The sequence below is a fragment of the Asticcacaulis sp. P2_C5 genome (genome assembly GCF_056404555.1).
The window spans coordinates 262208-274694 of the sequence record NZ_JBFUDU010000003.1; the positions used below are offsets into that span (position 1 = coordinate 262208).

General features: G+C 58.4%; 12 protein-coding genes. 6 read left to right on the forward strand and 6 right to left on the reverse strand.

Features of this window, described 5'->3' with window-relative positions; translation table 11 throughout:
* The first annotated feature begins 58 nt into the window (after positions 1 to 58).
* Both AC1DXO_RS07115 and AC1DXO_RS07120 read left to right on the forward strand, forming a co-directional pair.
* On the forward strand, positions 59 to 1675 hold the full coding sequence (locus tag AC1DXO_RS07115) for a sensor histidine kinase (protein WP_476977421.1): 1617 nt from the start codon (positions 59 to 61) through the stop codon (positions 1673 to 1675).
* A 64-nt stretch (positions 1676 to 1739) separates the two neighbouring features.
* On the forward strand, positions 1740 to 2066 hold the full coding sequence (locus AC1DXO_RS07120; RefSeq protein WP_476977422.1) for a hypothetical protein: 327 nt from the start codon (positions 1740 to 1742) through the stop codon (positions 2064 to 2066).
* Positions 2067 to 2132: 66 nt separating this feature from the next.
* Here AC1DXO_RS07120 and AC1DXO_RS07125 read toward each other — a convergent pair whose 3' ends face one another.
* Entirely contained in the window at positions 2133 to 2639 is a 507-nt protein-coding gene (locus tag AC1DXO_RS07125; protein WP_476977423.1) for a hypothetical protein, read from the reverse strand.
* A 90-nt stretch (positions 2640 to 2729) separates the two neighbouring features.
* Between AC1DXO_RS07125 and AC1DXO_RS07130 the strand changes: the two genes are divergently transcribed.
* The 4 genes from AC1DXO_RS07130 to AC1DXO_RS07145 all read left to right on the forward strand — a co-directional run bounded on the left by AC1DXO_RS07130 (position 2730) and on the right by AC1DXO_RS07145 (position 6673).
* Positions 2730 to 3434 carry an SOS response-associated peptidase family protein gene (locus AC1DXO_RS07130; RefSeq protein ID WP_476977424.1) on the forward strand — a complete coding sequence of 235 codons (705 nt, stop codon included), beginning with the start codon at positions 2730 to 2732 and terminating at the stop codon, positions 3432 to 3434.
* A 5-nt stretch (positions 3435 to 3439) separates the two neighbouring features.
* Positions 3440 to 4063, forward strand: coding sequence for a hypothetical protein (locus tag AC1DXO_RS07135; RefSeq protein ID WP_476977425.1), 624 nt, complete (start codon positions 3440 to 3442; stop codon positions 4061 to 4063).
* Positions 4064 to 4387: 324 nt separating this feature from the next.
* Positions 4388 to 5557, forward strand: a complete 1170-nt coding sequence (locus tag AC1DXO_RS07140; protein WP_476977426.1) for a hypothetical protein — start codon at positions 4388 to 4390, stop codon at positions 5555 to 5557.
* Complete coding sequence (locus AC1DXO_RS07145; protein WP_476977427.1) at positions 5558 to 6673, forward strand: hypothetical protein; 1116 nt, start codon at positions 5558 to 5560, stop codon at positions 6671 to 6673.
* 237 nt (positions 6674 to 6910) lie between these two features.
* On the opposite strand, the gene AC1DXO_RS07150 is transcribed toward AC1DXO_RS07145, so the two are convergent.
* The 5 genes from AC1DXO_RS07150 to AC1DXO_RS07170 all read right to left on the reverse strand — a co-directional run bounded on the left by AC1DXO_RS07150 (position 6911) and on the right by AC1DXO_RS07170 (position 12472).
* Complete coding sequence (locus tag AC1DXO_RS07150) at positions 6911 to 8452, reverse strand: AAA family ATPase (RefSeq protein WP_476977428.1); 1542 nt, start codon at positions 8450 to 8452, stop codon at positions 6911 to 6913.
* Between the two features lie 871 nt (positions 8453 to 9323).
* Positions 9324 to 10409: a glycoside hydrolase family 43 protein gene (locus AC1DXO_RS07155; RefSeq protein WP_476977429.1), complete on the reverse strand. Its 1086-nt coding sequence runs from the start codon at positions 10407 to 10409 to the stop codon at positions 9324 to 9326.
* A gap of 197 nt (positions 10410 to 10606) precedes the next feature.
* Complete coding sequence (gene prfH, locus AC1DXO_RS07160) at positions 10607 to 11233, reverse strand: peptide chain release factor H (protein ID WP_476977430.1); 627 nt, start codon at positions 11231 to 11233, stop codon at positions 10607 to 10609.
* On the reverse strand, positions 11230 to 12339 hold the full coding sequence (locus AC1DXO_RS07165; RefSeq protein WP_476977431.1) for an RNA ligase RtcB family protein: 1110 nt from the start codon (positions 12337 to 12339) through the stop codon (positions 11230 to 11232). Before AC1DXO_RS07165 ends, prfH begins: the two co-directional genes overlap by 4 nt.
* On the reverse strand, positions 12323 to 12472 hold the full coding sequence (locus tag AC1DXO_RS07170; RefSeq protein WP_476977432.1) for a hypothetical protein: 150 nt from the start codon (positions 12470 to 12472) through the stop codon (positions 12323 to 12325). Before AC1DXO_RS07170 ends, AC1DXO_RS07165 begins: the two co-directional genes overlap by 17 nt.
* Positions 12473 to 12487 lie beyond the last annotated feature (15 nt).

Sequence of the window (12487 nt, forward strand, 5' to 3'; positions counted from 1 at the left end):
GGCCAAAGTCCCGATTGGGATTGCATAGCGATTCGCACCTCCGCGGGGTACCTCATTCGTGTTTGATCAAGGCAAGCCGGGACAAACCAGGTCAGGACCGGCGGGGAAGCCCCGGCGGGCGGCGGCGTCTGCGCCGGCAACGCTACCCCTTTCCGAGCGGACTGCGGGCTTCTATGCCGAACGCGGCGCCCGCGCGGTCAATGCCCTCATTGCGTTTAGCCTGAAATACGGTCTGAAGACCACCCACCTGACGCGCCGCTTCATCTTCAGCCTGTCGGGCCAGCTGCTGTTGCTGACCTTCGGCTTCGTTCTGATCGTCGAAGCGGTGATCCTGATCCCGTCCCTGGCCGCCGACCAGGAACGCTGGCTGTACGACCGCGTGCGCCGCGCCGAGATCGCCTCCTTTGCTGTCGACACCTCGACCAAGAACACGGTGTCCAAACATATGTCGTCACAGCTGCTCAACAGCGCCGGCGTGCTCTACCTGGCCATCCAGAATGACGGCGTGCGCAACTACCGCCTGTTCAACCCCGATATCGTGGTGCCGGACCAGGTGACCGACATGCGCGACATGCATAAGGACATCTTCCACGACATCGCCTATCTGTGGGCGCCGTGGAAGACCCTGATGAGCCCGCAGAACCGGCTGATCCACGTCCAGACCCCGCCCCGGGTCCGCCCCGGCCAGATGATCGAGATCGTGGTGCCGTCGGACTCGCTGAAGACCACCCTGCGCGCCAGTCTGATCTCGAAGCTGCGTGTCTCGCTTGGTATTTCGCTGGCTGCCGGGGTGCTGGTTTTCGCCGCCCTGTCGGGCTTTATCGTCCGCCCGATCCGTCGCCTGACCAAGGCTATCCAGCGCTTCAAGACCAATCCGGAAGACGCCAGCCTGGGGCTTAAGCCGTCGAAGCGTCAGGACGAGATCGGCCATATCCAGCGCGAGCTGATCTCGATGCAGGACGAGGTGCGCACGGCCTTGCGCTCGCGGGCGCGCCTGGCGGCATTGGGTCAGGCTGTGTCGAAGATCAATCACGACCTGCGCAACATGTTGACCTCGGCCCAGATGGCGTCCGACCGCCTGTCGGCCTCCAGCGACCCGACCGTGGCCAAGGCCCTGCCGCGCCTGGAACGCGCGCTCGACCGTGCCCTGTCGCTGGCCACCAACGTCCTGACCTATGGCAAGAGCGACGAGCACGACCCGCAGATCCAGATCGTCAACCTGAAGGACCTGGCCGATGCCGCGGCCGAAGACGCCGGCCTGGCCCTGACGGCGCAATCACCCGAGCCGGTGCGCTTTATACTCAGGTCGGCCAAGGGTTTCCATCTCGAGGCCGACCCGGAACAGCTGCACCGCCTGCTGGTCAATCTTATGCGCAATGCCCGCCAGGCGATCGAGTTGCAGCCCAACCGCAAGGCCAAGGGGCGTATCACCCTGACCGCCGAGAAGACCGCCGACGAGGTTTTGCTGTCGGTGGCCGATAATGGTCCGGGCATTCCGGAAAAGACGCGCGAAAAGCTGTTCCAGCCGTTTACGGCCTCGAACACGCCGGGTGGTTCGGGCCTGGGCCTGGCCATCGCCCGTGAACTGGCGCAGATCCACGGCGGCGACGTCAGGCTGACGGCCACCGGCGCCGGCGGCACGACGTTTGAGATCAGGCTGCCGTTGAAGGGGTAGGGGGGGCCATATCAATAGGGCGTAGTGTTCATGGACCCGTCACCGACATGAAGCTGGAGCGAAGATGAAGGCTTGCCAAGCGCTTATCGCGTGGACACCGCCAGGATTTGGCCTTGCGACGGACGGCCAGGTCGGGGTTCGCCTCTTGACGGATGACGATAGCGAAACCGAGTGGCTGGGGCATTTCGCTTACGCCGGCGGCGCAGCCTTTTTCGGCGTTCAGGATCTGCGCGGTGACGCAGCAAGGTTGCGGGTGTTTGTCGAGTTCCACACCCTCGTCGTGCGCGACGGACTGGATCCGCAACACGTCCACGACGCCTTTCTGGCCATAGATGAATACGCCGAAGCTATCGCGCCTGACACGCCTGGAGCGCGCTCCGAAAAAAAGTAGGGCCAACCCATACCTTGGTCGCACTGGGCTTAGCCGCGCCGGCTTGTTCCGCCGTTGCGGCGTGGGCTATTTTTCGTTGGAAAATTCAATCGATATCCTGCCCCGGCACTTGACCCGGCGACAGACGGACACGGCTTCGATCTCCGCTATGGTCCGGGCGCCGTAGCGGGCCTCTTCGATAAGCTGGCGGACCGGATGCGTCACCGCCAGGCCGCAGGCCTGGCAGGTGCCGGTCAGGCTCTTCCAGGCCGAGATTTCGTACAGCCTTGTCCGATCTTTCCACGGCAAGTGCGCGTTTTGCATCTGCTCGGCGGCCTTGAAGAACTCGACATCACCCATCGACATCCGACGGGTCTTGGCGTGTTGCCGCGTCTCCGTCTCGACCGACCAGACGTCGATGACCTTTGGGGCGTGCGGATTGTCGACCGGCTGGCCATAGCTGTCATAGCGATAGCCGCCGATATGGAAGGTCCCCTTTCTCTGGCTGTCTTCCATGGCGATGAAATAGGTCGCCCGGCCGCCACGGTCCCGCAACCCCTCCAGATCGACGCAGAATGTGTCCTTGATGATCATCGCCGAACCTCCGAAGTTCCTATTTTGTTCTCATTGCCGGGGGTGAGTCAAGCGGGTAGCGTGCCTTTCCCGGCATCAGGAGGGCGGCTTATGTGCAATCTCTATTCGGAAACCAAGAACGCCCAGGCGATCATCGATTTCGTGAAGGCCTGGAAGGACGTCAGGAACCGTGCCGGCAACCAAGTCCCGCTGAGCGGTATCTTTCCGAACCGTACCGGCGTCGTATTGAAACACGACGGCGACGACCTGGACCTGACCGGCGCCCTGTGGGGCATGCCGTCACCGGCCTTTGCGCTTCAGGGCAAGAAGACCGACCCAGGTGTGACCAATATCCGCAACACGGCCTCGCCGCATTGGCGGCGCTGGCTGGCGCCGGAATTTCGCTGCCTGGTCCCCGTCACCAGCTTTTGCGAGCCCAACCAGGCCAGCGGATCGAAGGAACTGACATGGTTTTCCCTGGGCGAGGACCGGCCCCTGACCTTCTTTGCCGGGGTCTGCGCCGAGGTGACGCGCAAGATCAAGGTCAATGACGACCCGGTCTCGGGCCTGTTCTATGCCTTTCTGACGACCGAGCCGAACGCCGAAGTCGCCGCCGTCCACCCCAAGGCCATGCCGGTCCATCTGCGGACGCTTGATGAATGCAAGACGTGGATGACTGCGCCGTGGGACGAGGCCAAGGCGCTGCAAAGGCCCTTGCCGGATGGTTCGCTCAAGATCGTCAGGCTTGGCGGCAAGCAGGATGAAGAGGTTTTGCCGGGCGGCGATGTGCAGGGCACGGTCGGCAGCTTGTTGTAAGGGAGATGGGGGCATCACATAACAAGATCATTGCTTCAGCCGCTAAAGCGGAACTTGGACCTATCGGTTTTAAACGGGAGGGGCGATCGCGACTCTGGCTGAAAGATCATAGTTTCTGGCTAAATGTCGTAGAATTCACACCTAGTCCCTGGTCTGTAACGGTCGATCTGAACAACTGCGCTCATTGGCTTTGGGGCGGCAGCGGGTTCATCACCTTGAATTATTGCCTTTCTGACAGGCCGCATGCTGAGTTCAAAGACGAAGATCAATTCCGCCATGAGATCGCCGAAATCGCGCGATTGGCCGCGGTAAACGCTACAAAAATCGACGCAAAATTCTCGTCCTTCGAGGAAATTGCAAAATATGTGATCGATGAAGCGCAGGGATCGGAGCGCATGCGAGCATCGTGGTTTGGCTACTATGCCGGGGTCGCTGCCGGGATATTGGGCAATCTCGATGAAGCGGAACAGTTTTTGAGAGGGATATCCGATGAAAGGGTGACCCCTCACGCAATGCGCTTCTTGGTCGTTATAGATAATCCGACCAGCTTCAGGCTGAAGGCGAACGAAATCCTCGCGCAACAGCGCGCGGCCCTGAAACTGACTCCACTCGAAAAAGCCCCATTTTAGATTAGGGGGCGCTTAGCTGCCCTTGTATGAGCCTCAACGGACACTTAGGACGCGTACGAGTAGTCAATTAAATCAGACAGTTAAATTGGAAATTGGTATGGCGTCACGGTAATTCGCGCTATACTTCAAGTCCTGTGGGACAGCAGTGACTCTCACCCCTTTTCCGTCTACACAATCTGTACGGAACGTGTAGGAGCGTAGCCTTGCGAGTAAGCTTGTTGACAACGGACCGATTCGCTTGAGCAATTAGAATTGATGGCTCACCACTAAAGTGCGGGCTACGGCAAAGACCGTTTAGGCCATTGTTTGGATGTGCGAGGCAAAATGCAGCTTGTTAATATCGACTATGACGATCGCGTCAAATGTCATTCCCTGCTTTTTATCATGCCGGTCGGTCAGTACCTCGCAATGGTCAAGGCGGCTTATTCTGGACGTGGCGGAATTGAAGGCCAGCGCGTGGCTTTAACGACCAAGACTGCAAAATCGATCAGGTCGCGATTAGTTCAGGACATTTCACAGGGAGCTATTATTCCAGCAATTGTGTTGGGCGTTCAGGACGATGGGATTAGTATATCCGCCGACTTAAGCTCTGAAAAAGCAGCGGAATTAATATCTGGCATCGACAATGATGGGCTTTCTATAATCGATGGCATGCAGCGAACTACTGCACTGATGGAGGCTGTCGATTCTGACAAGGCACTTGAAGATAGAAAAGTTAGAGTAGAGTTTTGGGTGGCTAAAAGCCTAAATAGTTTAATATATAGAATGTTGGTGTTGAATACGGGCCAAGTACCTTGGGAAGTGTCAAGGCAGCTAGAGACCGTCTATTCTCAACTGATAAAAATATTGAAGAACTCAGTTGGCAACGATGTCGAGGTTTATAACAGGAATGATGGCCAGAGGAGGAGTGATTCTGGGCAATATCAAGGATCAACTGTTGTTAGGTTATACCTAAGCTTTTCTTCTAGGCGCTCAGAGTTTGATGTGAAAGATAGAGTTGCGGATGACTTCGCTAGATTGGACACCATTGAGTCAAGTGCCCATGTAGATTTCGTCGATCAATTCGTTCGAGTGTTTCGTTTGATGGTACGCTTAGATCATGCATTTGCCAGAAGCGAGCCTGCACCGAAGCCCCATGCTGTTCGAATTGCTGACGGCCAGGAAATTTTCAAGACCGATCCGGCGCTAGTTGGTTTCTTCGTCTCAGTTGCTGTCATCCTGTTTGACATCCCTGGAATGCCGACAGATTGGGGACAAGTCGATACTAAGCTTCAGGCTGTCGAAGAGACGCTCAACAAGTTCATTGATCGCCTCAACTTAATGCCACCCAGCGAGTTGAAGGAATTTTTGCAGTTGGACACTTTGAACGATAGGTTGAATCAGCGTTCTGGTCAGGTTGGCCGTTTTGAACGAGACTTATTCCAAAAAGCCTTCACCGTCCTGATAAACAACGCAGACCGCATTGACAGTATGTTGCCATCTTGGGTTTCGTGAATGACCCGAAATGCCGTCGCCTACATTTTGGAAGCTTTTCGTCCTTTAATTGAGAGCTCGGGAAAGACCTATCTAGCGCCTTTGTTACGAACGAAAGACTTAGCCGAGGATAGGAAGGCTGCACAGTTTGCTAAATTTAACGGGATTAAGTTCAACGAAGCGAATGTATGCGCTCTCGTCGGCGGAGGTTTTATTGCTGAGGCCGATTTCAAGCAAAAAAGGTATATCTTAATTAGCTCGCCTTGGATAAACGAAGATGACCAGATCATTTTGTCAGACGACTCCCGCAATCTGTTGAATATAAATGAAGTTGATTTTGATGAGGGTTTTTTTATTTGGGCATGCGGTGATCTGAGAGATCACTTGATGCTGAAGGAGGAATATCGTTCAGCGTTAGGTGCAACAAATTTCCTTGATATTGTCGATGAAAAATATAGCGGCCATGATATCTCAGAGCTTATGTCTTGCTACAGGACTGTATTTGCATACGAAATTACAGAAAACTGCCCATATATAGAGTCAAATTTTTCTGATATTGCCTTAGATTTGTTGTGGATGTTTTCTTTTTTGCGTCCCAAGTACATTGACCAATTATTTGCTGACTCCTTAATAAGGTTGAAGGGATTATATTTCTGTCCACCTGACAATTTATTGAACTGCCTAAACGCAGGTAATTGGAAGCATGTTTTTCTAGATTTGTATCGATTTTTCGAAGCATTATTCTTTTTTCCATGGATGTATAAGTTAAAAATGGAAACAAATACCTTTTTGACTGCGGCAAGTTTGGCCAAATTTTGTGAAGATAATTTAAGCTGGAAGAGCAAAGAGTCAGATTCTATGTGTGAGATATTCGAAATGGTGGATAGTCAAGAATTAAACCACTGTGAGGCGCAGATAGTTACTCTTGTTAATGCAATGGGAGCCGCGGAAGCAAAGCGAGGCGCACTAGGAAAGAAGGTCTACTTCCATAGAAATAGCTTAGTCCATTTGAAAGATCGAGAAGTGAAAATAAACGAGAATTTGTCTATGAAAGATTGGAGAGATTTAAGCTTATATCTCACCAAATTCTTCCGCATATTTCATGAAAAATACAAAGAGCACTTAACTATTAACTAATGGTATCAAGTTTAAGAGGCCATAAGGGGCCAAGCTAAGGGGGCAGAGTCAGTTTATTGATTTTTATGAACATTGGATATACGTGCGCCTTGCCCCGGCATCGTAATTTTGGACGTGTTGGACGAGGGAGTCGGTTACGGCTTCGACATCGGCCGTGCCGAGGACCTCTCATTGGACCGCGTCGGAAATGTGGCGCGTCACAGTTGGTCACACTTCACCCGACCTGACCCTGTCGCCCTAAATCAGCCATACCAAATCCCCTTCGATCCTGAGCTTGCCGGTCGCGCCGAGGCCTTCCAGGGCACGAGAAAAGCGCATCCGGACCGTGCCGCCCTTGTCGTCGCCGGCAAGCCCGGTGGCGAGCGAGCGGGCCTTGACCTGTTCGCGCGTCACGGCCTTCATCCATGGCTTCTGGCCTTCGATCGCGATGGGCAGCGGGAGCGTCTTTTCGTGGTCGGTCACATACTTGACGGCGGCCAAAACCAGCGCTTCGGGAGGCTTCAGAGCCCGTGACTGCTTCCGCCGCTCAACCCTGTCCGATAGGGGTTCAAAGGCCACGACACACGAGGTCAGCTCGTCGCCGTCGCCATCGACCATGCCCAGCCCGACCTCTTCCAGCCGAAAGGCGATCTGGCCGCCGTCGACGCCGTTCTTGACCTTGGCAAAGGTGACGAGGCGCAGGCTGTCGTCGTCGGGCGAGCGTTCCACGGTCAGGGTGGCGTCCGAATTGGCGTCGAGGCCGGACCAGCCGCGGATACCCTTGTCAGCGCCGGCCTTGCCGAAGTGGGCGACGGCCAGGACCAGCGCCCCGGTCGATCGGGCGATGTCTTCCAGGGCGTGGAAGGCGCGCGACATGTCGACGGAGCTATTTTCATCGGCCCCCGGTGCACAGCGCGACAGTGTGTCGATCACCACAACGCCGAGGTGACTGTCGATCGTGGCGAAGCGATCGGACGCGGCGTGGAGGGCCTTTTTCAGGTCGTGGACGGCGGAAGGATCAAGCAGGTTCAGCCCCTGGCCGATCAGCTCGAACGGCATGGGTGTTGCGCGGTGGTGCTTCCGGCGCCAGGCCAGGACGCGGGCGCGGCAGCCATTGTCGTCCTCGCCGGCGATATAGACAACACCAGCGCGTCTCGCCCGGGCGCCGAAGATCTTCGGTGCGCCGGCCGCCAGGCGCAGGCAGGTATCCAGCGCCAGGAAGCTCTTGCCGGCCTTGGTCTGGCCGACGATAAAGCCGACGCCTTTCGACGGCAGGACGCCCTTGATCAGCCACGGCGACGCCACGGGTGCCACGGCAGCGAAGGGTTCCGGATTGTAGCGCGAGGTCCGGTTGTCGACCGATTGGATCTTGTCGAGCTCGGCGCCGTAATAGGCCAGGACATGGCCGACCGGTCCGCCCTTGGCCAGTTCGCGCACCATCTGGTCACCGAGCAGGGCGCCCTGCCGGGCCTTCCATGTTTCGATCAGTTCCGCCGCCAGGGTGGGGACGGTATTGGCCGGCGGCGCCTTGTCGATCAGGTCGGCGAGATAGCTCTTGCCGCCCAGGGAGGCGAATTCCGGATCGGCCTTCAGGCGCGACACGACGACCGAGGGGGCGATATCGCCGCCATTTAGTGCCAGGTCCTGGATCAGGTGCCACATCCGGCCAAGGACGGGGGAGGCGAAGTGGTCGGCCGTGACGCCGTGGGCGTTGTTGACGGCGGCCGGAATGTTGAGGCAGGCCCCGCACAGGGCCTGCTCGACCTCGACACTGGCCAGGTTTAACGTCATGGCGTTCATGGCTTTACCTCAGGATTGGACGGATGTTGGCGGCGGAAAGGGCTTAAATCCTCCTCTTCCCGTTTACGGGGAGAGGGTGGCGCAAAGCGCCGGGTGAGGGGCATTCCACTGCAGATGCAGCGGCCCGGTCAGTGGTCGGATGATTTCCTGTACGGAGGTAGGCTCTTCATCGCCGACAGCGGGAGCTCTGGTCTGCACGGTCGCACAGGCTGTTTTGACGGTGGAATGCCCCTCACCCGGCGCTTCGCGCCACGCCACGGGGCGCCCCGCCTCTCCCCGCAGGCGGGAAGAGGAGGAATTTGCCGGTCGGTCCTTGGGGGGAGGGGCGCGGAGCGCTCATGGCTACGCAGGATTATCGTTTTCGATAACCTAGGCCTGCGCTGGACGGTCAGGCAGAGATAACACGCAACTTGTCCAGTTTAACGCCGTTAAGACGGAAATATTTTTGGTGGTCCCGTCACAGCGTCACAACCGTCACACCCCTATAGGGGGCGTGTGACGGTTGTGACGCTTCGGGGTGTCGGCAAGGGCAGGGCGTCACAGGCCGTCACATCTGAAAAGTCGTGACGCTGTGACGCCGGAAAGCCAAGCCCTGTAACGTAGCAACAGACTGTGACCCGGTCCCGCGTCACTGGTTTTTGCGCGACTTTTTGACGCGATTGGCCCTGGCGGAGGAAGCGCTTTTCCGGAGGGGCGTCACAAGCCTTATTTAACAGCCTTGAGGTCAAAACGGGTATTTCGGTGACAGGTTATGAAATGCATAATTCTCAGAAACGAATTATGCAGTCCAAAACCTGTCCCAGAATTCTCCATAACTCCCCGCGCCGCGTAGCACAAAGACGTATGGCCGGGGAGGATGCACGCGCTACGATCAGTTGGTAAACGGATCGATTTCCTGGACGGTGCCGTCGGGTTTGAAATGCAGTTCCGTCATCTTGACGCTGCGCAGGTGGTTCTTGTCCGAAAGCTGGGTATCGGCGTAGAACAGCCACCACTTTCCGTCCGCCTCAATGATCGAATGGTGGGTTGTCCACCCCTGGACCGGCAACAGGAAATGACCCTTGTAGGTGAAGGGGCCATAGGGATTGCTGCCGACCGCGTAGGCCAGGAAATGCGTGTCACCGGTCGAATAGGTGAAGTAATACTGGCCGTCGTGCTTGAACATCCACGACGCTTCGAAGAAGCGGCGATCGTGGTCGCCGGCCAGGATCGGCTTGCCGGCATCGTCAACGATGACGACGTTGCGGGGCGCTTCGGCGAACTGTTTCATGTCCGGCGACAACCTGGCGACCCTGGCGCTTATCGCCGGCTGGTCGTCCTGATGAAGATCGGTGTCGGAGCCGTTGGCGTCAAACGACCCGGTGGCCCAGCGCTGGAGCTGACCGCCCCAGATACCGCCGAAGTACATATAGGTTTCGCCGTCGCCGTCCGTAAAGACGGACGGATCAATGCTGAAGGATCCGGCAATCGGCTCAGGCTCGGCCTTGAAGGGCCCCTCCGGCGAGGTCGAGGTTGCGACGCCGATGTGGAAGACGTTTTTCGGATCGCGCGCCGGAAAATACAGGTAATAGGTGCCGTTCTTGTAGGCGGCGTCGGGCGCCCACATCTGCTTGCTGGCCCAGGGAACGTCCTTGACGTCGAGAGCAACGGGACCGATCGTCACCGGGCCGCCGATGTGATCCATCGACAGGACGCGATAGTCCTTCATGGCGTACTGGCTGCCCAGGTCGTCGTTGGGGATGTCGGTCGGGATGTCGTGGCTGGGGTAGACATAGATCCGGCCGTTGAAGACATGGGCGGACGGGTCGGCGGTGTAGATATCCGTGACCAGAGGCTGGGACAGGTAATGGCGGCCATTGGGCGCCTTGGGAGCGTTGGTTTGGGCATGAAGCGTCAGCGGCGCAAGCGCGGCCGTCAGGCTCAGGGCCACAGCGTAGGAAAGGGCAGATCTTGGCATTGGCATCCCCGTTTGGGCTATGTCCTAACCCATGTGGGCTGGACTTTTTCTTATGTGGGACCCCGATGAAATCACCTTTCGCGACCAAAGGCAAGCATTTTGGTAGCGCTAACATTTTGGTGTGCGTTGTCAAAGACATGGGATAGGTCTGAGTGCTGCCGCGAGGCAGTTTTCCCGCCCCGCGACAGCCAAAAGCCCTATATGACGCCCTTGAGGTCAAAACGCGGGCCCATGTAGGTCCGCACCGGATTGCCGCGTTCGAGGTTTTGATGGGTTGACCACTGCGCCTGCCGGACAATGTCACGTGCCCCGGATCGGCGTTCCTCTAGCATGACGGCGAGTTTCAGCGTCGCCAGCTTGCGATTGGCATGCTGGGATCGCTGTTCCTGGGCCGTCACGACCAGTCCGGTTGGCCGGTGGGTCGCCCGCACCGCGCTGTCCGTCTTGTTGACATGCTGTCCGCTCGGTCCACTGGCCCGCATGGTCTGGAAGTCAATATCTTCATCGCGCAGATCGGGCACGCTCTCGGGAGAGGGCGCCAGGGCAACGCCGACAAACCAGTTTCGGCGCCTGTGCCGGGGGCGAAATGGGCTTTCGCCGACCCACAGTATGGTGCCGATCCGGTCCTTCGCAAACGTCTCTGCCGTGTCGCCGCTGATCCGCAAAAGGAGCGAGGCGGGAAGCGCCTCTTGCGCATCCAGCACTTCGCATACGATGCCCTGGCGCGCGCCCTCGCTTGCGAACGCTTGTGCCAGGTGCGCCACCACCCAGCAGCATTCGTCGGGGCCCTTGCCTGAGGTCAGGTGCAGAATGATCTCGGTCATGAGGCCCTCGTCTTGTAGCTGAGCAGCGGACGCAGCCTGGCGATCACCCGGACAAGGCCCGCGGCCTCAAGGTCGCCAATGACGCCGGCGATATCCTTGTAGGCCTCCGGCGCTTCCTCGAAGATCAGGCGGCGGTCCTCGCAGATGACATGGCTGGACAGCTTGGTTCGTTGCAGGTCGGCCACGCGATAGCGCCGGGACAGACGCGCATGGGCATCGTTGCGGCTCCATTTGCGCCCGGCGCCATGGGCCAGTGACGACAGCGCCTCTTCCGCCCGCTCCGCCACAGGCTCGACCAGATAGCTGAAATCGCCTCGTGATCCGGGGATCACGACGAGACCGCGATCGGCAGGTGCCGCGCCCTTGCGGTGCAGCCAGCCGCCGCGATGGCCGCACACGCAGTTGTGCACGATGTCGAGACAGCACCGGCCGGACAGGCCGACCGCGTTCAGGAACCTGTCGGCGATCACCTTTCGGTTCACCACCGCCCATGCCACGGCCTGATCATGCCGTAACAGATAGGCCCTGGCCTCCGGGCTGTCCGCCAGAAGGCCCGACTTGCCGGTGCGTTCCGTCTGGTCCTGCAGGATGGCCTGGCCCAGCCCGCGCGAACCGCTATGCACCATCATCCAGACGCGATCTTCCGCCAGGTTGAGGTTTGCAAAGCGCTCAGGATCGACGACCTCTTCGAGCCGCAGAAACTCGACGAAGTGGTTGCCGCCGCCGATCGTGCCGAGCCCGGGATTGGCCAGGTCGGCCGGCAGGCCGGCTGAGACCAGGGTCTGTTCGACCGGTCCGTCCCAGGGTTCGTCGAGGCCCTGCAGTCTGCGGTCGACCTGGCCAACGCGGAACTTGCGCACCGTCAGGCTGGTTTCCCACAGCGCCATGCCGCAGCCGATATCGCTGCCGACCAAGTGGGGCCAGATCCGGTCAGGCGACCAGAAGGCGGCACCGACGGCGATGCCGTTCCCCGCATGGAGATCGGGCAGGCCGACGACCCGACCCATCCCTTCAAGACGCGCCGTGGCATCGAGTTGATCAAGGGCGATCGGGTCGAAGCGCGCCGGGTCGCGCCCGATGAGGGTCAGTTCACATGGCGTGTTCATGCGCGCCCTCCTTCGAAAGAGGGGAGACATCACCGGGCGCAGGCCAGGCGTTGAAATTGTAGAAATCGGCAGCGCGCCACGCGCGGCCAGTAAAGATCAGGCGTGCGTGTGCGCCTGACAGGGAATTGCCCATGCAATTTGTTCCTGA

What these genes read in the sequence shown, in the direction of transcription:
- AC1DXO_RS07120 (WP_476977422.1), top strand. Translation starts at nt 1,740, where the DNA reads ATGAAGGCTTGCCAAGCGCTTATCGCGTGGACACCGCCAGGATTTGGC.
- AC1DXO_RS07125 (WP_476977423.1), bottom strand. Translation starts at nt 2,639, where the DNA reads ATGATCATCAAGGACACATTCTGCGTCGATCTGGAGGGGTTGCGGGAC.
- AC1DXO_RS07130 (WP_476977424.1), top strand. Translation starts at nt 2,730, where the DNA reads ATGTGCAATCTCTATTCGGAAACCAAGAACGCCCAGGCGATCATCGAT.
- AC1DXO_RS07135 (WP_476977425.1), top strand. Translation starts at nt 3,440, where the DNA reads ATGGGGGCATCACATAACAAGATCATTGCTTCAGCCGCTAAAGCGGAA.
- AC1DXO_RS07140 (WP_476977426.1), top strand. Translation starts at nt 4,388, where the DNA reads ATGCAGCTTGTTAATATCGACTATGACGATCGCGTCAAATGTCATTCC.
- AC1DXO_RS07145 (WP_476977427.1), top strand. Translation starts at nt 5,558, where the DNA reads ATGACCCGAAATGCCGTCGCCTACATTTTGGAAGCTTTTCGTCCTTTA.
- AC1DXO_RS07150 (WP_476977428.1), bottom strand. Translation starts at nt 8,452, where the DNA reads ATGAACGCCATGACGTTAAACCTGGCCAGTGTCGAGGTCGAGCAGGCC.
- AC1DXO_RS07155 (WP_476977429.1), bottom strand. Translation starts at nt 10,409, where the DNA reads ATGCCAAGATCTGCCCTTTCCTACGCTGTGGCCCTGAGCCTGACGGCC.
- prfH (WP_476977430.1), bottom strand. Translation starts at nt 11,233, where the DNA reads ATGACCGAGATCATTCTGCACCTGACCTCAGGCAAGGGCCCCGACGAA.
- AC1DXO_RS07165 (WP_476977431.1), bottom strand. Translation starts at nt 12,339, where the DNA reads ATGAACACGCCATGTGAACTGACCCTCATCGGGCGCGACCCGGCGCGC.
- AC1DXO_RS07170 (WP_476977432.1), bottom strand. Translation starts at nt 12,472, where the DNA reads ATGGGCAATTCCCTGTCAGGCGCACACGCACGCCTGATCTTTACTGGC.